The organism is Pseudomonas sp. B21-009 (assembly GCF_024749345.1).
Lineage (GTDB): Bacteria > Pseudomonadota > Gammaproteobacteria > Pseudomonadales > Pseudomonadaceae > Aquipseudomonas.
On record NZ_CP087199.1, the window covers coordinates 293,558 to 316,301 of the forward strand.

The window sequence follows — 22,744 nt, forward strand, 5'->3', positions numbered from 1 at the left end:
AGGCTCCTCAGCAGACGATGCGGTTCATGTAGTTCGTGAATCCCGTGATGTAGCGCGGGGTCGGGATCAGGAAGGCATCGTGGCCATAGGGCGAGTCGATATCCAGGTAGCAGACGTTCTTGCGTGCGGCGATCAGCGCATCGACGATCTCCCGCGAGCGCGCTGGCGAGAAGCGCCAGTCGGTGGTGAACGACATCACGCAGTAATCCGCGGTGACATGCGCCAGGGTTGCCGCCAGGTCGCCGCCGTGGCTGGCGGCCGGGTCGAAGTAATCCAGTGCCTTGGTCATCAGCAGGTAGGTGTTGGCGTCGAAACGCCCGGAGAACTCCTCGCCCTGATAGCGCAGGTAGCTTTCAACCTGGAACTCGACGCTGTGGAAGTCGTAGTTGAGCTTGTCGCTTTTCAGCTCGCGGCCGAATTTCTCGCCCATGGAGTCATCGGACAGGTAGGTGATGTGCCCGACCATGCGCGCCAGCATCAGGCCGCGCTTGGGGATCACGCCCTGATCCTGGAACGAGCCGCCGTGGAATTCCGGGTCGGTGAGGATGGCCTGGCGTGCCACCTCGTTGAAGGCGATGTTCTGTGCCGAGAGCTTGGGTGCCGAGGCGATGTCCAGGCAATGACGCACGCGATCGGGGTAGGTGATGGTCCACTGCAGCGCCTGCATGCCGCCCAGGCTGCCACCGACGACGGCGGCCCATTGCTGGATACCCAGGCGATCGGCCAGGCGCGCCTGGCTGTGCACCCAGTCTTCCACGGTCAGTACCGGGAAATCGGCGCCGTAGGGCTTGCCGGTGAGCGGGTTGATGCTGCTGGGGCCGGTGCTGCCGTTGCAACCGCCAAGGTTGTTGAGGCTGACCACGAAGAAACGATTGGTATCGATCGGCTTGCCGGGGCCGATGCAACTGTCCCACCAGCCCGGCTTGCGATCGTCGGGGCTGTGGTAGCCGGCGGCATGGTGATGGCCGGACAACGCATGACAGATCAGCACGGCGTTGCTGGCGCTGCTGTTGAGCGTGCCGTAGGTTTCGTAGATCAGTTCATAGGCGGCCAGCGAGCGACCGCAGGCCAGCGCCAGCGGCTCGCTGAACTGTGCCAGTTGCGGTGTTACCAGACCGACCGAATCTTCGGGAAAGACAGTGGACATCGACCCTGCTCACGCTTGAATGAGGCGTAAGTCTAAAGACCACTGCGAAGTGCGGCAAGGAAAGCATCGCGGGTCAAGTCGAGGCGTCGCACCGCCGCTCCCACAAGGTCTGTGGGAGCGGGCTTGACCCGCGATTGCTTTAGATCAGACCAGCAGGCGCAGTATCTCCGGCATCCCGCTCATCGCCGCCAGGTTGTTGATCACCAGCATGTCGATCAGCTTCAGCGCCATGAACGCCAGGATCGGCGAGATATCCAGGCCGCCGAGGTTCGGCAGGATACGGCGGAACGGTGCCAGGAACGGGTCGCAGATCTGGTTGATCAGCTCGGCGCCCGGGTTGTGACTGCCCGGCGCGACCCACGAGAGGATCACGCTGATGATCAGGGCGAAGAAGAAAATCTTCAGAAACAGCGCGGTCACGCCAATGATCGACCAGACCAGCAATTGCAGCGGGTTGCCGGTGGTGCCGTAGGCCAGCAGCAGGGTCAGGCCCATCACCAGCAGCTGGATGATGATCGCCAGCAGCAGCGACGACATGTCCAGGCCGAACAGGCTCGGAATCACCCGGCGCATCGGCTTGAGCAGCGGTTGGGTGGCGCGTACGGCGAACTGGCTGAGCGGGTTGTAGAAGTCCGCGCGCACCAGTTGCAGGACAAAGCGCAGCACCACGATCAGCAGGTACAGGCTGCCGAGGGTCTGCAGCACATAGATTGCAGCGGTGTTCAATCCGATCATCTTCGGCTCCTTAGTTGCCCAGTTGTTCAGCCATTTCGGCCGAGCGGTGCGCAGCGGCACCCAGCGCCTGTTCCACCAGCGCTTCGAATCCATTGGCCTGGAACGACTTGATCGCCGCTTCCGTGGTGCCGGCCGGTGAGGTGACCCGACGGCGCAGTTCGGCGGCGTCAACATCGCTGCTGACCGCCATGTGCGCAGCGCCCAGGGCGGTTTGCAGGGTCAGCTTGGCGGCGGTTTCCCGTGGCAGGCCGAGTTTCTCGCCGGCCGCGGTCATGGCCTCGATCAGCAGGAAAAAATACGCCGGGCCACTGCCGGACACCGCAGTCACCGCATCCAGCTGTTGTTCGCTGTCCAGCCACAGGGCGATGCCCACGGCCGACAGCAGTTGCTCGGCCTGCTGGCGCTGGGCTGGCGAAACCTCGGCGGTGGCGAACAGGCCGCTGACGCCCTGGCGCAGCAGCGCCGGGGTGTTGGGCATGCAGCGCACGATCGGCTGGGCGCCGAGCCAGTTGTTCATGCTCGCGCAGGTGATCCCGGCGGCGATCGAGACGACCAGTTGCTCGGGCTTGAGCTTGGGCTTGAGCGCTTCGCACACGGCTTTCATCGCCTGTGGCTTGACCGCCAATACCACCACATCGGCGCCTTCGATGGCCTGGGCGTTGTCGGCGAACATCTCGATGCCGTGCTCGGCATGGATTTTCGCCCGCTGCTCGGCGCCCGGATCGCTGGCGCGGATCTGCGAAGCTTCCAGGCCCTGGGCGCGCAGGCCGCCGATCAGGCTGGCAGCCATGTTGCCGGCGCCGATAAAGGCAATACGAGTCTTGCTCATGTCAGGTCCTTGATAGGGAAAGAGGGAAAAAGCATGGGTCAGGGCTGGCCGTAGTCGCGGGCACCGAACAGCGCGGTGCCGATGCGCACCCAGGTCGCGCCCTGGGCAATCGCGGCTTCCAGGTCATGACTCATGCCCATGGACAGGGTGTCGAGGGGTAACTGAAGGCTCGCCTGCAACTCGCGAACCCGGGCGAAGGCCGCTTGTTGGGCGGCCTCGTCGTCGGTCGGCTCGGGAATCGCCATCAACCCGCGCAGGCGCAGGCGTGGCAGCGCGGCGATGGCGCTGGCCAGGGCCGGCAGCTCTTCGGGCGTGCAGCCAGACTTGCTGGCTTCGCCACTGACGTTGACCTGCAGGCAGATGTTCAGCGCTGCGAGGTTGCCAGGGCGTTGCTCGGACAGGCGTTGGGCGATTTTCAGACGGTCCACGGAATGTACCCAGTCAAAGTGCTCGGCAATCGCACGAGTCTTGTTCGACTGAATGGGGCCGATGAAGTGCCAGGTCAAGGGCAGGTCGGTCAATTCGCCCTGTTTGTTCAGGGCTTCCTGCAGGTAGTTCTCACCGACATCGCGCACCCCGGCGGCGAAGGCTTCGCGCACGGCAGCGGCGGGTTTGGTCTTGCTCACGGCCAGCAACTGCACGGCCGCAGGCTCGCGCCCGGCGGCCAGCGCGGCGGCACGGATGCGTGCGGCGAGCGTGGAAAGGTTGTCTGCTATGGTGGACATTGATCGATGCCAGCGGCTCTTTGGGTCTGCGGCATTCTACCTGCTTGGCGGCCTTTGGGGAGTCTCATGGATGTGACTGAACTGCTGGCGCTGGCTGTGCAAGCCGGTGCCAGTGACCTGCACCTGGCGGCGGGCGAGGTGCCGGCGCTGCGTTTTGAAGGGCGTTTGCGGCCGCTGGAGCTCCCGGCGCTGACGCCGCAAGACATGGACGAAATGTTCGGGCAGGTGATGTCCGCGGCGCAGCAAAAGGATTTTGAAACACATCTGGATATCGACTTTGCCTTTGCCGTGCCAGCATTGGCGCGCTTTCGGGTCAATGCTTTCCAGCAACTGCATGGCGCCGCTGCAGTGCTGCGGGTGATTCCGGCGCAGGTCAGCAGCCTGGCAGAACTCGACCTGGGGGATGTGTTTCGGCAAATTGCCGAGCTGTCGGGCGGGCTGGTGCTGGTTACCGGGCCCACAGGGTCGGGCAAATCGACCACCCTGGCGGCTCTGGTCGATCACCTGAACCGTGAGCGGGCGCTGCACATCGTCACCCTCGAGGACCCCATCGAATTTATCCACAGCTCGCAGCGCAGCCGCATCAGCCAGCGCGAGATCGGCCGGCACACCCGGGGTTTTGCCCAGGCCTTGCGCGCAGCATTACGCCAGGATCCGGATGTGATCATGCTCGGTGAACTGCGCGATCCGCAGAGCATTCGCCTGGCCCTGACTGCAGCGGAAACCGGGCACCTGGTATTGGCCACGGTGCATACCGGCTCGGCGGCGAAAACCATTGACCGCCTGGTGGATGTGTTCGCCGCCGAAGAGAAGCAACTGGTACGCGCCATGCTCGCCGAGTCGCTGCAGGCAGTGGTCTCGCAGGTTCTGGTGGAGAAGGTTGGCGGCGGCCGGCTGGCAGCCCACGAGATACTCCTGGCAACGCCTGCGGTGCGCAACCTGGTGCGCGAGGGCAAGGTGGCGCAGATTTATTCGGCGATACAGACAGGCGGGGCACAGGGGATGCAGACCCTCGACGCGTGTCTGCAGGGCCTGGTGCGTCAAGGGCTGGTCAGCCCTGAAAGCGCCCGGGAGCGGGCGCCGGGGCGTTTCTAGCGCTTGGCCAGGGCCAGTTGCTGGCTTTTTGGCAAGACACGTTTGGCAACCACGTAACGGCTGTTCCAGTACGGCTTGTTCAGGGTGTCGATGCTTACCCGTTTGCCAGTGCGCGGCGCGTGGATGAAGCGGTCGTTGCCCAGGTAGATGGCGACGTGGTTGACCCGGCGGCTCTTGATATTGAAGAAGATCAGGTCGCCGGGCTTGAGGTCGTTGCGATCGACTTTTATGCCGTGGCCGCTGGCCATGGCGTTGGAGGTGCGGGGCAGGTCGACTTCATCGATGTCGTTGAAGGCGTACTTGACCAGGCCGCTGCAGTCAAAGCCCTTGCTCGGGCTGCTGCCGCCCCAGCGATACGGGGTGCCGAGCACGTTGACCGCGCGGCTGAGCACATCGCTGCTCTGCTGCGGCGACATGGCCGCGGCAACCGGCAGCGGCTTGCCCGGGCGAGCGCTGCGCTTGGGGCTGTGCTGGACTTTGTTGCTGCTGACGTTCTTGTGTGGACGCGCAGCAGTGGAATTGGAGGTGTACCCGGAGAAACCGTTGGGTAACCGTTGCTCACGATTGGTGGCGTGGGCAGCCAGTGGCAATAATAGGCAGATGGTCAGCCATGTCTTGAAAAAAGGACGCATAGGCAGGGCTCTGGTTGGTTAGCGCGCAACTTTATAACAGCTTTTTGATCAAATTCTGATCCGTTGGTCGATTCCAGGGGGCGGCAAAAACCGGCAGAAGCGGCGATTGGCCTGCATTCGAAAGGCGCGGGCCAGACAGGATAGGGGTTTGCGGCGGGTAGGGTGGCAAATGACCACACGTCGGCTTGCCACAGAAAAGTCACATTTTTCTTTAGAAAATTTATCGATAACCCACAGGGGCTATGAATGAACAGTTATCAACAGGGCGGTCAGCTACACGACACCCACAGCAAGGTGATCGGTTATCTGCTGTGGATTTTCGGCTTCACCGGTTCGCACCGCTTCTACTATGGCAAGCCGGTCACCGGCACGATCTGGTTCTTTACCCTGGGCCTGCTCGGCATCGGCTGGTTGATCGACCTGTTTCTGATTCCGGCGATGGACCGCGAAGCCGACCTGCGCTTTCAGCCGGGCCCACTGGACTACAGCCTGGCGTGGATCCTGCTGACCTTCCTCGGGGTGTTTGGCGTGCACCGCATGTACCAGGGCAAGTGGATCACCGGCCTGATCTACCTGTGCACCGGCGGGTTATTCCTGGTGGGGGTGCTGTATGACTTCTGGACGCTCAATACCCAGGTGTCACTGGCCAACGCCCAGCGGCGTTAAGGCCTGAAGCCTTGTCGCAGCGAATGCGACAAGGCTTTTGCGGCGGGGTTACTGGCGGGTCTGGCGCTGCTGCAACAGCAGGTTGCTGAAGCCGCTGCCAGCCAGTTGCTTTTGCGCCACGGTCAGCTGCTCACGGTTGCTGAACGGGCCAACCAGCACGCGGTACCAGGTTTCTTCCTTCACCGTGCCGGACTCCACCTTGACCGCCTGGCCGAGCAGGATAATCTGCGCGCGGACCTTGTCGGCGTCGGCCTGCTTGCGGAATGAACCGGCCTGCAGGAAGAACTGGGTGGTCGCCGCCGGCTTGATCACCGGTGGTGCTGGCGGAGGCGTCTGCCCCATCAACGCGGCCTGGGCACGAGCGGTGTCGATCTTCGCTGCTTCCGCCGGAGTGACCGGAGGTTGCGCCGGCACCGGCGGGGTTTTCTCCGGCACCGCTTCAGGTGGCACGATCACTTCCGATTCCGGCAGCAAGGTATAGAAGTCGTACTTGGGCTTCACCGGCTGCTGCGGGCTTGGCGCGGTCTTGTTGGCTTCGGCGACCTTATCGGCCTTCTGCTGCTCGGGCTTGGTGCGCTTGACCTCGCCATTGCCAGGCTCGAGCTTCATCAGGAACACGACAAAGGCGCCCACCGACAAGCCGATTGCCAGCCACAGCCAGCCCGGGATGGGCTGCTTGGCAGGTGCCTGATAGCGACTCGCGCCGCGCTTGGGTGCGGGTTTTTTCTTGGCAGCCAACTTACATGCGCTCCAGGGTTTCCAGGCCGAGCAGTTGCAGACCTTGCTTGAGGGTACGACCGGTCAGGGCGGCCAGACGCAGGCGGCTCTGCTGCTGTTCAGGGGTGTCGGCGGCGAGGATCGGGCAGTTCTCGTAGAAGCTCGAGAACAGGCCGGCAACGTCGTACAGGTAGGCGCACAGCACGTGCGGCGTGCCTTTTTCGGCGACGTTGTTGAGGATCTCGCCGAACTGCGCCAGGCGTGCAGCCAGGTCTTGCTCCTGCGGTGCTTGCAGGATGATCTGGCCGTCGACTTCTTCAAAGCTCTTGCCCAGCTTGCGGAACACACCGGCGACGCGGGTGTAGGCGTACAGCAGGTAAGGCGCGGTGTTGCCTTCGAAGTTGAGCATCAGTTCGAAGTTGAAGCTGTAGTCGCTGGTGCGGTGCTTGGACAGGTCGGCGTATTTCACCGCGCCAATGCCGACCACTTCGCCGATGGCGCGCAGGTCGGCCTCGGCCAGCTCCGGGTTCTTCTCCTTGACCAGGGCGTAGGCACGTTCCTTGGCTTCGGTGAGCAGGTCGATCAGCTTCACCGTGCCGCCGTCGCGGGTCTTGAACGGACGGCCGTCGGCGCCGTTCATGGTGCCGAAGCCCATGTGCTCCATTTGCATCGGGTGGCCGACGAAACCGGCGCGGCGAGCCACTTCGAACACCTGGTTGAAGTGCAGGGCCTGACGCTGGTCGACGAAGTACAGGGCGCGGTCGGCCTTGAGCACGTTGCTGCGGTAGCGCACGGCAGCGAGGTCGGTGGTGGCGTACAGGTAGCCGCCATCGGCTTTTTGCACGATCACCGGCAGTGGCTCGCCTTCGGCGGTTTTGAATTCTTCAAGGAATACGCACTGGGCGCCCTTGCTCTCGACCAGCAGACCCTTGGCCTTGAGGTCGCTGACGACATTGGCCAGGTCGTCGTTGTAGGCGCTTTCGCCCATGACGTCGGCCATGGTCAGTTTGACGTTGAGCAGTTCGTAGGTTTTCTGGCAGTGCGACAGCGAGATGTCCTTGAAACGAGTCCACAGCTTCAGGCATTCCGGGTCGCCGGCTTGCAGCTTGACCACCAGGCCACGGGCGCGGTCGGCGAACTCTTCGGACTCGTCGAAGCGTTTTTTCGCTGCACGGTAGAAGTTCTCCAGGTCCGACAGCTCGTCGCTGGTGATCGGGTTTTCCTGCAGGTAGGCCATCAGCATGCCGAACTGGGTGCCCCAGTCGCCGACGTGGTTCTGGCGGATTACGTCATCGCCGAGGAACTCCAGCACGCGGGATACGGCATCACCGATGATGGTCGAACGCAGGTGGCCGACGTGCATCTCCTTGGCCAGGTTAGGGGCCGACAGGTCGACCACCACCTTCTGCTGCGGGCCGGCTTTTTTTACGCCAAGCTTGGCGTCGGCCAGGGCCGCATCCAGGCGCGAGGCCAGGGCCTGGGTGTTCTGGAAGAAGTTGAGAAAGCCTGGGCCGGCGATCTCGACTTTGCTCACCTGCTCGTCGGCAGGCAGGGCGGCGATGATCTTCTCGGCCAGGTCGCGCGGTTTCATGCCGGCAGGCTTGGCCAGCATCATCGCGATGTTGCTGGCGAAGTCGCCGTGGGTCTTGTCCCGGGCGTTCTCCACCTGGATCGCCGGCGTCAGCCCTTCAGGCAGCACACCGTCGGTGACGAGTTGGGTGAGGGCTTGCTGGATCAGCTGGCGAATGGTGTCTTTCATGGGCTTCTCTTTCGACCGCAAGCGCGGCGGCGCTTCGATGCGCAGGTGGAAAAACTGGACATTATCCGTTGCCGGGGCGAGGTTGCCAACCTTTGGGCCAATGCTGTCAGTACAAATCCACCGGATCGACATCCAGCGACCAACGCACCTGGCGCCCGGACGGCATCTGTTCCAACACTAGCAACCAGGCGCTGATCAGTCGATGCAAAGGTGCCCTGGCATTGGCCTGGAGCAACAATTGCGCACGAAACCGCCCGGCACGGCGTTCCATCGGCGCCGGTACCGGGCCCAGCAGCTCGATGCCGTGCAGGTTCTGTTCGGCCAGCAACTGCTCGGCGGCGCTGCAGGCTTCATCGAGAAACCCCTCGGCCTGCCCCGGCTTATGCGCTTCGGCGCGCAACAGCGCCAGGTGCGCGAAAGGCGGCAGGCCGGCGGCGCGGCGCTCGCTCAGGGCCTGCTCGGCAAAGGCGAAGTAACCCTGCTCGGTCAGTTGCACCAATAAAGGATGGTCGGCCAGGTGGGTCTGGATGATCACCTTGCCCGGCTCCTCGGCGCGCCCGGCGCGGCCGGCGACCTGGACGATCATCTGCGCCATGCGCTCGCTGGCGCGAAAATCGCCGGAGAACAGGCCGCCGTCGGCATCGAGGATCGACACCAGGGTCACCCGCGGAAAGTGGTGGCCCTTGGCGAGCATCTGGGTGCCAACCAGGATGCACGGCTGGCCGCGCTGGATGGTGGCGAACAACTGGTTCATCGCATCTTTGCGCGAAGTGCTGTCGCGGTCGACGCGCAGCACCGGGTAATCCGGAAAAAGAATGCTCAGGCGCTCCTCGGCACGCTCGGTGCCGGCACCCACCGGGCGCAGGTCGACTTTGTTGCACTGCGGGCACTGGCGCGGCACGCGCTCGTCGTAGCCGCAGTGGTGGCAGCGCAGCTCATTGGAGCGCTGGTGCACGGTCATGCGCGCATCGCAGCGTGGGCATTCGGACATCCAGCCGCAGTCATGGCACAGCAGCGTCGGCGCAAAGCCGCGGCGGTTGAGGAACACCAGTACCTGCTGGCCGGCCGCCAGGGTCTGGCCGATGGCTTGCTGCATCGGCCCGCTGATGCCGCTGTCCAACGGCCGGCTCTTCACATCCAGGCGCAGGAAGCGCGGCTGCTGGGCGCCGCCGGCGCGCTGGTTGAGGCGCAGCAGGCCATAGCGGCCGCTGTGGGCGTTATGCAGGCTCTCCAGCGACGGCGTGGCCGAGCCCAGCAGGATCGGGATGTTCTCCTGGCGTGCGCGCACCAGCGCCAGGTCGCGGGCGTGGTAGCGCAGGCCTTCCTGCTGTTTATACGAGCCGTCGTGTTCTTCGTCGATGATGATCAAGCCGGGGTTTTTCATCGGTGTGAACAATGCTGAGCGGGTGCCGATGATGATGTCGGCCTCGCCGTCACGGGCGGCCAGCCAGGCATCCAGGCGCTCGCGGTCATTGACCGCCGAGTGCAGCAGGGCGATGCGCGCGTTAAAACGCTGCTCGAAGCGCGCCAGGGTTTGCGGCCCCAGGTTGATCTCCGGGATCAGAATCAGCGCCTGCTTGCCGGCCTCCAGGGTTTCGCGGATCAGTTGCAGGTAGACCTCGGTCTTGCCGCTGCCGGTGACCCCGGCCAACAAGGAGGCATGAAAGCTGTCGAAGCCTGAGCGTACCGCATTGAAGGCGGTGCGCTGCTCGTCGTTGAGCGGCAGCTCCGGCTGCGCCAGCCAGTGTTCGTGGCGCTCCTGGGGCAAGTGGCGGCGCACCTCGACCTGCACCAGCTCCTTGGCCAGCAGCAGGTCGAGGCTGTCCTTGCTCAGCGTCAGCTTGCTCAGCAAGGTATGGGCCACGCCGTGGGGGTGCTGCGCCAGGGTTGCCAGGGCTTCGCGCTGGCGCGGCGCGCGGGCGATGCGCGGGTCGTCCAGGCGTGCGCCCGGCGCCACTTGCCAGAAGCGCTCCTGGCGCGCTTGCGCCGGTTCGCCCTGGCGCAGTAGCACCGGCAGGGCCCAGCTCAGGGTATCGCCGAGGCTGTGCTGATAATACTGCGCAGTCCACAGGCACAGCTTGAACAGTGCCGGCGGCAGCGGCGACACCGGATCGAGCAGGGCGATTGCGGGCTTGAGCTTGTCGGCCGGCACCTCGCTGGTGTCGCTGATCTCGATCAGGATGCCGATCATCTCGCGTCGACCAAACGGCACGCGGATACGCATGCCCGGGGTCAGTGCCTGGCGCGCCATGCTTGCCGGTGCCCTGTAGTCGAACAGCCGCCGCAGGGGCGAGGGCAGGGCAAGGCGTAGAATGACGTCGGACACGCGAAAGGTTCTCTGCAGGGGGAATTCCAGGGTCCGGCGAGCCTAGCAGACGACCGCCGGTCTAAGCGACAACTTGCGTTGGCTGTTTGCTCTGGTATTATTCCGACCCTATTTTGCGTGCGGTATTCAACAATGGTGTTGAGTGGCGGCACGTCAGCACTGAGGAAACACCATGAAAGCCGATATCCATCCGGTATACGAAGCTGTAGAAGTTACCTGCAGCTGCGGTAACAAATTCGAAACTCGTTCGACTCTGGCCAAGGCCCTGCCGATCGACGTTTGCAACCTCTGCCACCCGTTCTACACCGGTAAGCAGAAGGTCCTGGACACCGGCGGCCGCGTACAGAAGTTCGCCGATCGCTTCGGCATGTTCGGTGCCAAGAAGTAAGATTGCGCGACGCTGGCCCGATGGGTTTGGCATTGCTGCTGAAAAAGGCGTCCCTCGTGGGCGCCTTTTTTATGGGCGCGATCTGGCAGTTGCCGGCCCTGGCATTCTGCGCGGCACCGGTCGATGCGCAGGTGGTCAGCGTGCGCCAGGTGGTCGATGGCGATACCTTGCGTCTGAATGATGGCCGCAGTGTTCGCCTGATTGGTATCAATGCACCGGAAATCGGTCGCAAAGGTCGCAGCAGTGAAGCCTTCGCCGAGGCTGCACGGCAGCGCTTGCAGGCCCTGGTCAAGGCCAGCGGCGGGCAGGTGGGGCTGGTTCCTGGCGTCGAGGCGCGGGACAAATATGGCCGTACTCTGGCGCATGTCTACGGCCGCTCTGGCGACAATTTCGAGGCACAACTGCTCAGTGAAGGCCTTGGCTACCGGGTTGCGGTGGCCCCCAACGTCGCGTTGGCCGGCTGCCAGGTGCAGGCCGAGCGCGCCGCTCGTCAGGCCGGCAAAGGCCTGTGGCGGCAATCGCCATTGACCCCGGCAAGCGCCGTGCGTCAGTCCGGTTTTGCCCTGATAAGTGGCAAGGTGATGGATATCCAGCGCAATCGCGGGGGTATCTGGATCGAAATCGACGATTCTCTGGTGCTTCAGGTGCCGGCACGCCTGCAGCGCAATTTCCCCTCTTCGTTCTTCACTGATCTGAAAGGTCGATCGATCGAAGCCCGCGGTTGGGTGCTGGATCGTTCCCGCAAAGGTGGCCTGAAGTCGGGACAGCAACGCTGGTTGCTGCCCCTGACCGATCCGTCGATGCTGGAACGGGTCGAAAGATAAAAAATTGTCTACATTTTTAATTTCGATTGTACACATCGAAACCCTTGCAGGCCGTGGCTCTTGGCGGAAAGTCGTAGGTTAAAGGCCTTGACACAAGTGACCGGGCAGTCTTGTCGGCCCTTTGCTCTTTGCGTATCCTCGGCGGTCCGTCAGAACAGTAAATAGCGGAATGCCCACCATGTCAGATTTGAAAACTGCCGCTCTCGAATACCACGCTCAACCTCGTCCGGGGAAACTGAGCGTCGAGCTCACCAAACCTACCGCGACTGCTCGCGACCTGGCGCTGGCCTACAGCCCTGGCGTGGCTGAGCCGGTTCGCGAAATCGGTCGCGATCCGGAACTGGCCTACAAGTACACCGGCAAGGGCAATCTGGTAGCAGTCATTTCCGACGGCACCGCCATCCTCGGCCTGGGTAACCTCGGCCCACTGGCCTCCAAACCGGTCATGGAAGGCAAGGGCGTTCTGTTCAAGCGTTTCGCCGGTATCGACGTGTTCGACATCGAAGTCGACTCCGAGAGCCCGCAAGCCTTCATCGACACCGTCAAGCGCATCTCGATCACCTTCGGTGGCATCAACCTGGAAGACATCAAGGCGCCAGAGTGCTTTGAAATCGAGCGCGCGCTGATCGAACAGTGCGACATCCCGGTATTCCACGATGACCAGCACGGCACCGCGATCGTTACCGCCGCCGGCATGATCAACGCCCTGGAAATCGCTGGCAAAACCCTGGCCGACGCCAAGATCGTCTGCCTGGGCGCCGGTGCCGCCGCCATCTCCTGCATGAAACTGCTGGTGAGCATGGGCGCACAGATCGAGAACATCTTCATGGTTGACCGTACTGGCGTGATCCACGCTGGCCGTGACGACCTGAACCAGTACAAGGCGGTGTTCGCCCACGCTACCGACAAGCGCACCCTGGCTGACGCCCTGCAAGGCGCTGACGTGTTCGTCGGCCTGTCCGGCCCGAACCTGCTGAGCCCTGAAGGCCTGAAGTCGATGGCGCCGAACCCGATCGTGTTCGCCTGCTCGAACCCTGATCCAGAGATCTCCCCGGAGCTGGCCCACGCCACCCGTAACGACGTGATCATGGCTACCGGTCGTTCCGACTACCCGAACCAGGTCAACAACGTACTGGGCTTCCCGTTCATCTTCCGCGGTGCCCTGGACGTTCGCGCCAAGCGCATCAACGAAGAAATGAAAATCGCCGCCGCCAACGCCCTGAAAGACCTGGCCAAGCTGCCAGTGCCTAAGGAAGTCTGCGCAGCCTACGGCGTCGACGCCCTGGAATTCGGCCGTGAGTACATCATTCCGAAGCCAATGGACGCTCGCCTGATCACCGTGGTTTCCGATGCCGTGGCCAAGGCCGCGATCGAGACTGGTGTGGCGACCCTGCCGTATCCGAAGAACTACCCGCTGAAAAGCGTGGATGACGTGTTCAACGGCTAAGCTGTTGTAGCGTCATAACAAAAAGCCCCGGCTCGCGAGAGTCGGGGCTTTTTTGTGGGTGACGGCTGTGGATCGGTGTTGGCTTCATCGCTGGCAAGGCCAGCGCCCACAAAGGATCTGTGGGCGCCTCCGTCATCAGAACAGATCGATCGGCGCTGCCTCGTCCGCTGGCAGCGGGCTGCCCGGTGCGCTGCCGTTACCCAGCTCGTTGACCGAAGGCGGTGTGTCTTCGGCCTTGAACAGCTCGAAGTAGGCGTTCGGCGTGCTTGGCGTCGCCGCCCGGCCGCTGACCGGGTCGACGCGCAGGCTGAGGATGCCTTCCGGCTCGGCCGGGGCATGGTTGGGCTTGTCTTTGAGTGCAGCGCCCATGTAGCTCATCCAGATCGGCAGCGCCACGGTGCCGCCATACTCGCGGCGGCCGAGGGTTTCCGGTTGGTCGAAGCCGGTCCAGACGGTGGTTACGTAGTCGGCGTTGTAGCCGGAGAACCAGGCGTCCTTGGATTCGTTGGTGGTACCGGTCTTGCCGGCCAGGTCGGTACGGCCCAGGGCCAGGGCGCGGCGCCCGGTACCGCGCTTGATCACGTCCTGGAGCATACTGGTGAGGATATAGCTGGTGCGCCCGTCAATGATGCGCTCGGCCACGGCCGGCGGCTGGGCGACGGCGGCGGCCGGGTCGCTGGCCACGGTGCTCAGGCCTTCGCCCGGCAGCTGGGTGCTGATCGGCTGCTCGGGGGCGGCGATGCCGGCTTCGACCTGTTCGCTTTGCGGGACCCGTGGCGGGTTGGCAGTGAACAGGGTCTCGCCGTTGCGGCTCTCGATGCGTTCGATCAGGTATTGGCTGATCTTGTAGCCGCCGTTGGCAAAGGTGCTCCAGCCGGTGGCGATTTCCATCGGCGTCAGGGTTGCGGTGCCCAGGGCCAGCGACAGGTTGGGCGGCAGGTCCTGCTTGTTGAAGCCGAACTTGCTGATGTAGTCGATGGTCGGGCCTACACCCATGGCCTGCAGCAGGCGAATCGATACCAGGTTTCGCGACTTGTACAGCGCCTCGCGCATGCGGATCGGGCCGAGGAAGGTGTTGGTGTCGTTCTTCGGCCGCCAGACCTTGTCCAGGTATTCGTCGACAAATACGATCGGCGCGTCGTTGACCAGGCTGGCGGCGGTGTAGCCGTTGTCCAGCGCAGCGCTGTACACGAACGGCTTGAAGCTCGAGCCCGGCTGACGCTTGGCCTGCATGGCGCGGTTGTAGTTGCTCTGCTCGAACGAGAAACCGCCGACCAGGGCGCGGATCGCACCACTGTTCGGGTCCAGCGATACCAGCGCGCTCTGCGCTCCCGGCACCTGGCTGAATTTGAGGCTGCCGTCGTCCAGGCGCTGCACGCGAATCAGGTCGCCGACCTGGGCAACGTCGGCAGGCTGCTGTGGTGCACGGCCCTGGCTGTTGGTGTTGAGGAACGGGCGGGCCCACTTCATGGTCTCCCAGGCCACCGACTCCTGGTTACCGGCGCGAGTCAGCACCTGCAGGCCGGTCTTGCTGACTTCGGTGACGATCACCGGCTCCAGGCCGCCCAACGGGCGTTGCTTGCTCAGTTCCTGCAGCCAGGCGTCACGGGTCTTGCCCGGGAAGCGCGACTCGGGGCCACGGTAACCATGACGCTCGTCGTAGGCGGTGAGGCCGTTGAGTACGGCTTTGTTGGCGATTTCCTGCAGGTCGCTCGGCACCGTGGTGGTGACGCGGAAGCCTTCGGTGTAGGCATCGCTGCCGTAGCGGCCGACCATTTCGGCGCGGGCCATCTCGGCGATGTAGGGTGCGTTAACTTCTGGGGTCGGCACGTGGTAGCTGGCGTTGATCGGTTCGGCCAATGCTGTCTGGTAGCTGGCTTCATCAATTTTGCCGAGCTTGTACATGCGCCCCAGGATCCAGTCGCGGCGCTCTTTGGCGCGCACCGGGTTGGCCAACGGGTTGAAGCGCGACGGCGCTTTCGGCAGGCCGGCGATCATCGCCATCTGCGCCAGGCTGACATCGCGGATCGACTTGCCGTAGTACACCTGCGCGGCGGCCTCGATGCCGTAGGCGCGGTTGCCCAGGTAGATCTTGTTGACGTACAGCTCGAGGATCTCGTCCTTGGTCAGTTCGCGTTCGATCTGCAGGGCCAGGAGAATCTCGTTGGTCTTGCGCGAGAAGCTGCGTTCGCTGCTGAGGAAGAAGTTCTTCGCCACCTGCATGGTGATGGTGCTGCCGCCGGTCTGGATGTGCCCGGACTTGAGCAATTGTGTTGCAGCACGCATCAGGCTGCTGGGGTCAACGCCGTAGTGATTGGCGAAATTGTCGTCTTCAGCCGACAGCAAAGCCTGGATGAAATGCGGCGGAATGTCGGCAAAACGGATGGGCGAGCGGCGCATTTCGCCGAACTCGGCGATCAGCTTGCCGTCGCTGCTGTAGACCCGCAAAGGGATCTGCAACTGGATGCTTCTGAGGGCCTCTACCGAGGGCAAGCTGGGGCTAAGATACAGAAATGCGCCGCTCAGACCGAGCACGAGCGCGCAGATGACTGCGACGAAAGACCACCAGAAGAACTTCAGCAGGCGTATCAAGGCTTTAGGGCGTCCAGATAAAAGAATGGGTTGCGCGCGGGGCCAGCGGACAAAGGATAAACGCTGGGCATTATAAGCATTTTTCAACTCGCCGCGTTACGCACGCGGCTGTCGCCAGCAAGGAAAAAACCAATGCTTGGACGCTTCGGCATGGATGCCGGTTCACTCCTGGGGGTAGAAATTGCCCCGCCGTCTATCCGACTGGTGCAATTGCACCGGCGCAAAGGCGCGTGGCGCGTGCGGGCCTGGGCGCTTGAACCGCTGCCTGTCGGGGCCATGCTCGACGGCTGGATTGCCGACCCCGAGGTGGTTGGCCTGGCCCTGAAACGCGCGCTGCAGCGCAGTGGCAGCCTCTGTCGGCAAGCCGCCGTGGCCTTGCCGGCGGCGCGGGCTATCAGCAAATCGATAAGCCTGCCGGCGGGTCTGGCCGATGCTGAAGTGGCTGCGCAGGTGCACGATGCCGCTGAGCAGTTCATTCCCTTCGACCTTGAAGACACCGCGCTGGATTACCGGCTGCAGGCGCCGGCTGGCGCTAATGCGGTGAGCGTTCAGATCGCGGCCTGTCATCGCGGTTTGCTGGAAACACTTGAGGCCACCTTTGAAGTCGCCGGGCTCAATGCACGGGTGCTGGAGATCGATAGCCAGGCGCTGCAGCGTGCTCCGGCAGTAGCGCTCGACGCCGAACTGGACCACGCGGGCTCGAGCCTGGACGTGGCCTGCGCCCTGGCCATGGGCGGCGTGCGACTTAATTTGTTGCCATGGCGCGAGCGCCGCCAGCGTCTGCGTACTCGAGGGTTTCAGGCAGGCTGTGCAAGTGTTGTGCTGCTGGTTGCCGTTGCCAGTGGTCTCATCGACCAGCATTTTCGTGGCGTCATGCAGCAGCAGTCGCTCAGCCCGCCCGGCGGGCAACTGGAGCCCGAGGCTTTGCGGCAGGAACTGAGGCAGTTGCAACGCTTGCAGGCTGGCCGGCATTTCGCCGTGGATGTCTTCGAGCAGGTTGAGCGGGCCATGCCCGATGGCGTGTACCTGACCGCCCTGAGCCAGGAGCCGGCCGAGCTTCAGCAGCTAAGTGCGGTCGAGGAGGGGCATGCGTTTGAGCTGGTAGCAGCCCTTGAGGTTGCACCTTGAGCTTCTGCGGTGTGCTGGCAAGTCGAGCCTGGCCAGTACAGGCGTTGATACTGACGGGCTTGCTGGCGCTTCTGGCAGGCCTGGCTTACGCCGTGCATTTACGGCCGCTGATGGTCGATGCCTTGGCGCACGCCAACGCAGACAGCGTTGAGCCGACGGCCGAATTGCACAGCGGCTTGCAGCAAGCGCGCTGGCAATTGTCGGCAGGGAGCGCCGAGCCTGCCGTGTTCGAGTTGCTCTCCCGCCTGGCCGAGGCCCATGAAGTGGCCATTGAACAGTTGCAGGTAGTCCAAGCGTCGACCGCTGAGCATTACTTGGAACTGCCCGTGCAACTGCGCTTGCGTGGCGCCTTTTCGGCGCTTGGCGAATTTTTCGCGGACCTGGCCGCGCAGCCGCGGCTGATTACCGTGCAAGGGCTTTCGCTGAAGCCGGCCGATGCGCAGTTGCTGCACATGGAATTGCAGGTTCGCTCATACCAGCCTCGCTCGCAGCCGCAGTTGGCCCCTGGCGCGCAGCCACAGGCGGCGCAGCGACGGCCGGTTGCGATGCTGCGCAATCCATTCGCTCCATCTGCGCTGGCGGTGCAGGCCGATGTCTTGCAGCGCCTGGCGCTGGAGCAGCTGGAAATGGTCGGCAGCCTCGCCAGTCGCGGTGTGCGCTACGCGCTGATCCAGGCTGATGGCAGCGTGCATCGGCTGCAGGTCGGTGACCGCTTGGGGCGTGACCAGGGGCAGGTGGCCGAGATTGGCGAGCGCCATGTCGAGGTCATCGAACAGGTTTTTGTTGCCGGCCAAGGCTGGCAAGCGCGGCGGCGAACTCTCGCCCTGCGCTGAAGGTGCCGACCAGGGAGGTCATCGATGGGCAAGGGAGCTGTGGTTGCGGTGCTGATAGGCTGTTGCCTGTCTGCCGGCGCGTTTGCGGGCAAGCAACTGTACGACGGTGAGCCGCTGTCATTGAATTTTCAGGATGTCGAAGTGCGCACGGTACTGCAGGTGCTGGCTGATTTTTCCGGGGTCAACCTGGTGGCCAGTGATGCGGTGCAGGGCAAGGTGACCTTGCGCTTGCAGGATGTGCCCTGGGACCAGGCGCTGGAGCTGGTGCTGCGCAGCAAGGGCCTGGAGCAGCGCAAGGATGGCAATGTATTGCTGGTCGCACCGCTTGCCGAACTGGCCGGGTCCGCGCCGTCGCGGCGCGAGCTGATACCGATCCACCACGCCAGGGCCACCGATATCGCCGAGCTTTTCCACAGCCTGATGGCCCATGAGGCCGGCGGCGCCAGCCATGGTTCGCTGAGTGTCGATGAGCGCACCAACACCCTGGTCGCCAGCCAGTCGCCGGAACGTCTGGAAGAGCTGCGCAGGTTGATCGGCGAACTCGATGTGCCGGTACGCCAGGTCATGATCGAGGCGCGGATCGTCGAGGCCAACGTCGATTTTGAAAAGAGCCTGGGTGTGCGCTGGGGTGGCGAGGTGCAGTTGGGCAAGGGCTTGAGCCTGGGCGGTGGCGATACCTTCGTCGACCTTGGCGCGGACCGGGCATCGTCGAGTATCGGCTTTGGCCTGGTGCGCAACAGTGCGCTGCTCGACCTGGAACTGAGCGCAATGGAGCGCACCGGCAACGGCGAAATCATCTCCCAGCCCAAGGTGGTCACCGCCGACAAGGAAACCGCGCGGATCCTCAAGGGCACCGAGGTGCCGTATCAGGAAACCAGCGGCAGCGGCGCTACCTCGGTGACCTTCCGCGAAGCCTCGCTGTCCCTTGAGGTAACCCCGCAGATCACCCCGGACAACCGGGTAATCATGGCGGTCAAGGTGACCAAGGACGAGCCCGACTACCTCAACGCCCTGGATCACGTGCCAGCGATCCGTAAAAACGAGGTCAACGCCAAGGTGCGTATCAATGATGGCGAGACCATCGTCATCGGCGGCGTGTACTCGACGGTGCAAAGTAAAGTTGTCGACAAGGTGCCATTTTTCGGCGATGTGCCGTATGTTGGGCGGCTGTTTCGTCGCGATGTTCTACAAGAGAAAAAATCCGAGCTGCTGGTCTTCCTGACTCCGCGTATCATGAGTGACCAGGCGATTGCTGTGAGTCGTTGATTCTGTGCGAAATTTGATACTTGTGGGGCCGATGGGTGCTGGCAAAAGCACCATCGGCCGCCTGCTGGCCAAAGAGCTGCGCCTGCCGTTCAAGGATTCCGACAAGGAAATTGAATTGCGCACCGGCGCCAATATCCCGTGGATCTTCGATAAGGAAGGCGAGCCGGGCTTTCGTGACCGCGAGCAGGCGATGATCGCCGAGCTCTGCGCGTTCGATGGCGTGGTGCTGGCTACCGGTGGCGGCGCGGTAATGCGCGATGCCAACCGTCAGGCCCTGCATGCCGGCGGGCGAGTGGTGTACCTGCATGCCTCGGTTGAGCAGCAGGTCGGGCGCACCTCCCGTGATCGCAACCGGCCGTTGCTGCGCACGGCCAACCCGGAGGCGACCTTGCGCGCGCTGCTGGAGGTTCGCGACCCGCTTTACCGCGAGATTGCCGATCTGGTGGTGGAAACCGACGAACGGCCACCGCGAATGGTGGTGCAGGATATTCTCGAGCGCTTGCAGAAGTTGCCGCCCCGTTAAGCCAGGACTATCCTCGGCGACCAGTCATGCCGTGACAGGGCACACCGTTATCGCGCGGTTCGAGCCATCGATGCCGCGCCTAGTTCATTGTGGGGACACATGCAGACACTAAAGGTCGAATTGGGCGAACGTAGCTACCCGATCTACATTGGCGAAGGCCTGCTGGATCAACCTGAACTGCTGGCGCCGCATATCGCTGGCCGGCAGGTCGCCATCGTGTCCAACGAGACTGTCGCACCCCTCTATCTCGAACGCCTGAGCAAGACCCTGGGTGCCTATTCGGTACTGCCGGTGGTGTTGCCCGACGGCGAGGCCTACAAGAACTGGGAAACCCTGCAGTTGATCTTCGATGCGCTGCTGACCGCCCGCCACGACCGCCGCACTACCGTGGTAGCGCTTGGCGGCGGGGTGATCGGCGACATGGCCGGCTTTGCCGCCGCCTGTTACCAGCGCGGCGTGGATTTCATCCAGGTGCCGACTACCTTGTTGTCCCAGGTCGATTCGTCGGTAGGCGGCAAGACCGGCATCAACCACCCGTTGGGCAAGAACATGGTCGGTGCCTTCTATCAGCCCAACGCGGTGCTGATCGACACCCGCAGCCTCAATAGCCTGCCGCCGCGCGAGCTGTCGGCAGGCCTGGCCGAAGTGATCAAATACGGCCTGATTTGTGACGAACCCTTCCTTGGCTGGCTCGAAGAGCATATGCAGGCCTTGCGCGGCCTTGACCAGGTGGCGCTGACCGAGGCCATTCGTCGTTCCTGCGCGGCCAAGGCTGCGGTAGTGGGCGCCGATGAGCGCGAGTCGGGCGTGCGTGCCACGCTGAACCTGGGCCACACCTTCGGTCACGCCATCGAGACCCACATGGGCTATGGTGTGTGGCTTCACGGTGAGGCCGTCGCGGCGGGCACTGTAATGGCCCTGGAAATGTCCATGCGCCTGGGCTGGATCAGCCAGCAGGAGCGTGACCGTGGTATCCGTCTGTTCCAGAACGCAGGCTTGCCGGTGGTGCCGCCCGCCGAGATGACCCCGGCGCAGTTCATGGAACACATGGCAGTAGATAAAAAGGTACTCGACGGTCGTCTGCGTCTGGTCCTGCTGCGCCGCATGGGCGAAGCGGTGATCACCGACGACTATCCGAAAGAGATTCTTCAGGCCACGCTGGCCGCGGATTACCGCGCGATCGTGGCCCAGCTTTGAGGTTGATGAGCGTCCGATGACTAGTTTGCATGCCGACGAGGCCTTTCTCGGCCATTACCAGTTGAACCACGACCCCTTCGCTGCACGGGTGCCGGGTTTCAAATTCTTCCCAGCCCAGCGCAAGCCGGTACTCGGCCAATTGCACCACCTGGCCCGCTACAGCCAGTTGCTGCTGGTGGTCACTGGCCCTCAAGGCAGTGGCAAGACCCTGCTGCGCCAGGCCCTGGTGGCCAGCACCAACAAGCAATCGGTGCAGAGCGTGGTGGTTTCCGCCCGTGGCGCCAGCGATGCCGCCAGCCTGCTCGGCCAGGTGGCCCAGTCATTGGGCGTGGCCCAGGCTGAAGTCCCGGACATCCTTGCCCAGGTGGTACAACTGGCGCTGACCGGGCAGGAAGTCTATCTGCTGGTGGACGATGCGGAACAACTTGGCGAGTCGGCACTCCAAGCCTTGCTGGAGTTGGCGGCGGGTACCCCGGAAGGGCGTCCGCATGTCTTCCTGTTTGGCGAGCCGTCACTGATCGCCGGGCTGGAAGAGCTCAATGCCGAGCAGGAGCGCTTTCATGTCATCGAGCTTGAGCCCTACAGCGAAGAAGAAACCCGTGAATACCTCGAGCAGCGCCTTGAAGGTGCCGGGCGGGGCATCGAAGTGTTCAGCAGTGAGCAGATCGTTGATATTCACCAAAACTCTGACGGCTGGCCCGGGACTATCAACCAGGTTGCCCGCGATACCTTGATCGAAGCCATGATCGCCAGCCGGACCACGGCGAAGCGACCATCAATGGGGTTCAATATGCCGAAGAAACATGTGCTGGCGCTGTCTGCAGTTGTCGTGGTCGCCGTCGCGGCCGCCGTGCTGATGCCGAAGAAGGGTGATCAGGCGCCAACTGCCCCTGCCGAACAGGCGCAACTGCCGCTGGGCGAAGGTCAGCCAGGCAATGCCCAATCGAACAACGGCGGCCCGGCGATCGAATTCGCCGGCAATTCGCAGCCGATGCCACTGCCGCTGGTAGGTCAGTCGCAACCAGTCATGCGTGGCCCGCTGGCCGAGTCTACCGGCATGGGTGAAGGCGAAGAGTCGACGCCAGCCGGCGAAACCGCGCTGCAGCCGTCTACTCCGCCGACCGTCACCACTATCGCGCCACCGGCAGGTGTCACTGCTGGCCCCGCACCAACCCCGGCGCAACCGGTTGCACCTGTGCAGCAGCCGGTAGCGCCTGTTGCCAGCAAGCCGGTTGCTCCTGCAGCCAAGCCTGCGCCACCCCAGGTTGCAACCGCCAAGCCTGCGCCCAAGCCTGCCGAGAAGCCGGCCGCCAAGCCCGCAGCCGGTGGTAGCTGGTACGCCGGGCAGAAGCCGGGCAATTATGTCGTGCAAATCCTCGGCACCAGCTCCGAAGCGTCGGCCCAGGCCTACGTCAAGGCTCAGGGTGGCGACTATCGCTACTTCAAGAAAACCCTGCAGGGCAAGCCGCTGTACGTCATCACCTACGGCAACTTCGCCAGCCGTGATGCCGCCCTGGCTGCAATCAAGGCCTTGCCAGCCAAGGTCCAGGCTGGTAAACCTTGGCCTCGTACCGTCGCCAGCGTCCAACAAGAACTGGCCTCGACCCGCTGATATAGCCTGGTGGCACTACCCCCGCCACCTGCTGAGCGACTCCTGAACATCGGTCAAGCCTGCTGCGTACTGCGCGGCAGGCTTTTCTGTCCCAGACTGCCGGCCACAAGCCGTTCTTGCAGTCCAGGCTGAAACGCTTCAGACTCAAGCCATGCCGTTACCACGGTGCACGCTTAAAAACATTCAAAAATGCGACATGGACTTACGGCAATTCGTCGTAAATTTGTGGGCTTCCCTGTCGCTGTGCAACAATGGCTCCCCTATTGCCCCCGCAAAGCTGGCATTCGTTCGGCGTGGATGGTA

The 22,744-nt window shown here is 63.3% G+C and carries 20 protein-coding genes; 11 read left to right on the plus strand and 9 right to left on the minus strand.

Annotated elements, in window-relative coordinates; genetic code table 11:
• Positions 1 to 7 precede the first annotated feature (7 nt).
• The 4 genes from LOY34_RS01315 to LOY34_RS01330 form a co-directional block, all read right to left on the minus strand.
• Positions 8 to 1,147 (minus strand): homoserine O-acetyltransferase, encoded by a 1,140-nt coding sequence (locus LOY34_RS01315; RefSeq protein WP_045193963.1) that lies wholly within the window; start codon positions 1,145 to 1,147, stop codon positions 8 to 10.
• A gap of 144 nt (positions 1,148 to 1,291) precedes the next feature.
• Positions 1,292 to 1,882 carry a YggT family protein gene (locus LOY34_RS01320; protein WP_045193962.1) on the minus strand — a complete coding sequence of 197 codons (591 nt, stop codon included), beginning with the start codon at positions 1,880 to 1,882 and terminating at the stop codon, positions 1,292 to 1,294.
• A 10-nt stretch (positions 1,883 to 1,892) separates the two neighbouring features.
• Positions 1,893 to 2,711, minus strand: a complete 819-nt coding sequence (gene proC, locus LOY34_RS01325; protein WP_195885462.1) for a pyrroline-5-carboxylate reductase — start codon at positions 2,709 to 2,711, stop codon at positions 1,893 to 1,895.
• 38 nt (positions 2,712 to 2,749) lie between these two features.
• Positions 2,750 to 3,436 (minus strand): YggS family pyridoxal phosphate-dependent enzyme, encoded by a 687-nt coding sequence (locus LOY34_RS01330; protein ID WP_195885463.1) that lies wholly within the window; start codon positions 3,434 to 3,436, stop codon positions 2,750 to 2,752.
• 66 nt (positions 3,437 to 3,502) lie between these two features.
• Between LOY34_RS01330 and LOY34_RS01335 the strand changes: the two genes are divergently transcribed.
• Positions 3,503 to 4,531: a type IV pilus twitching motility protein PilT gene (locus LOY34_RS01335; protein ID WP_195885464.1), complete on the plus strand. Its 1,029-nt coding sequence runs from the start codon at positions 3,503 to 3,505 to the stop codon at positions 4,529 to 4,531.
• On the opposite strand, the gene LOY34_RS01340 is transcribed toward LOY34_RS01335, so the two are convergent.
• A complete protein-coding gene (locus LOY34_RS01340; RefSeq protein ID WP_045193958.1) occupies positions 4,528 to 5,163 on the minus strand; it encodes a C40 family peptidase in 636 nt (211 codons plus the stop codon). The genes LOY34_RS01335 and LOY34_RS01340 overlap by 4 nt on opposite strands.
• 246 nt (positions 5,164 to 5,409) lie before the next feature.
• On the opposite strand from LOY34_RS01340, the gene LOY34_RS01345 reads away from it, so the two are divergent.
• Complete coding sequence (locus LOY34_RS01345; protein ID WP_045193957.1) at positions 5,410 to 5,829, plus strand: TM2 domain-containing protein; 420 nt, start codon at positions 5,410 to 5,412, stop codon at positions 5,827 to 5,829.
• 48 nt (positions 5,830 to 5,877) lie between these two features.
• Here the strand turns inward: LOY34_RS01345 and LOY34_RS01350 are convergent, their stop codons facing one another.
• From LOY34_RS01350 to LOY34_RS01360, 3 genes are all read right to left on the minus strand, one after another.
• Positions 5,878 to 6,567: an SPOR domain-containing protein gene (locus LOY34_RS01350; protein WP_195885465.1), complete on the minus strand. Its 690-nt coding sequence runs from the start codon at positions 6,565 to 6,567 to the stop codon at positions 5,878 to 5,880.
• A gap of 1 nt (position 6,568) precedes the next feature.
• Entirely contained in the window at positions 6,569 to 8,305 is a 1,737-nt protein-coding gene (argS, locus tag LOY34_RS01355; protein WP_045193990.1) for an arginine--tRNA ligase, read from the minus strand.
• 106 nt (positions 8,306 to 8,411) lie between these two features.
• Positions 8,412 to 10,631, minus strand: a complete 2,220-nt coding sequence (locus tag LOY34_RS01360; RefSeq protein WP_258664198.1) for a primosomal protein N' — start codon at positions 10,629 to 10,631, stop codon at positions 8,412 to 8,414.
• Positions 10,632 to 10,803: 172 nt separating this feature from the next.
• On the opposite strand from LOY34_RS01360, the gene rpmE reads away from it, so the two are divergent.
• The 3 genes from rpmE (at position 10,804) to LOY34_RS01375 (ending at position 13,290) form a co-directional block, all read left to right on the plus strand.
• Positions 10,804 to 11,019: a 50S ribosomal protein L31 gene (gene rpmE, locus LOY34_RS01365; protein WP_010222223.1), complete on the plus strand. Its 216-nt coding sequence runs from the start codon at positions 10,804 to 10,806 to the stop codon at positions 11,017 to 11,019.
• Between the two features lie 2 nt (positions 11,020 to 11,021).
• Positions 11,022 to 11,843 (plus strand): thermonuclease family protein, encoded by an 822-nt coding sequence (locus LOY34_RS01370; protein ID WP_195885466.1) that lies wholly within the window; start codon positions 11,022 to 11,024, stop codon positions 11,841 to 11,843.
• 178 nt (positions 11,844 to 12,021) lie between these two features.
• Positions 12,022 to 13,290 (plus strand): malic enzyme-like NAD(P)-binding protein, encoded by a 1,269-nt coding sequence (locus LOY34_RS01375; RefSeq protein WP_045193954.1) that lies wholly within the window; start codon positions 12,022 to 12,024, stop codon positions 13,288 to 13,290.
• A 135-nt stretch (positions 13,291 to 13,425) separates the two neighbouring features.
• Here LOY34_RS01375 and LOY34_RS01380 read toward each other — a convergent pair whose 3' ends face one another.
• A complete protein-coding gene (locus LOY34_RS01380) occupies positions 13,426 to 15,879 on the minus strand; it encodes a penicillin-binding protein 1A (protein WP_195885941.1) in 2,454 nt (817 codons plus the stop codon).
• 135 nt (positions 15,880 to 16,014) lie between these two features.
• Between LOY34_RS01380 and pilM the strand changes: the two genes are divergently transcribed.
• The 6 genes from pilM to LOY34_RS01410 all read left to right on the plus strand — a co-directional run bounded on the left by pilM (position 16,015) and on the right by LOY34_RS01410 (position 22,441).
• Positions 16,015 to 17,010 carry a pilus assembly protein PilM gene (gene pilM / locus LOY34_RS01385; protein ID WP_258664199.1) on the plus strand — a complete coding sequence of 332 codons (996 nt, stop codon included), beginning with the start codon at positions 16,015 to 16,017 and terminating at the stop codon, positions 17,008 to 17,010.
• Entirely contained in the window at positions 17,007 to 17,843 is an 837-nt protein-coding gene (locus LOY34_RS01390; RefSeq protein WP_258664201.1) for a pilus assembly protein PilP, read from the plus strand. The genes pilM and LOY34_RS01390 overlap by 4 nt, the downstream gene beginning before the upstream one ends.
• A gap of 24 nt (positions 17,844 to 17,867) precedes the next feature.
• Positions 17,868 to 19,109: a type IV pilus secretin PilQ gene (locus LOY34_RS01395; RefSeq protein ID WP_195885469.1), complete on the plus strand. Its 1,242-nt coding sequence runs from the start codon at positions 17,868 to 17,870 to the stop codon at positions 19,107 to 19,109.
• A 4-nt stretch (positions 19,110 to 19,113) separates the two neighbouring features.
• Positions 19,114 to 19,632: a shikimate kinase AroK gene (aroK, locus tag LOY34_RS01400; RefSeq protein ID WP_010222231.1), complete on the plus strand. Its 519-nt coding sequence runs from the start codon at positions 19,114 to 19,116 to the stop codon at positions 19,630 to 19,632.
• A 99-nt stretch (positions 19,633 to 19,731) separates the two neighbouring features.
• Entirely contained in the window at positions 19,732 to 20,829 is a 1,098-nt protein-coding gene (gene aroB, locus LOY34_RS01405; protein WP_195885470.1) for a 3-dehydroquinate synthase, read from the plus strand.
• Positions 20,830 to 20,845: 16 nt separating this feature from the next.
• Positions 20,846 to 22,441, plus strand: a complete 1,596-nt coding sequence (locus LOY34_RS01410; RefSeq protein ID WP_258664203.1) for an SPOR domain-containing protein — start codon at positions 20,846 to 20,848, stop codon at positions 22,439 to 22,441.
• Positions 22,442 to 22,744 lie beyond the last annotated feature (303 nt).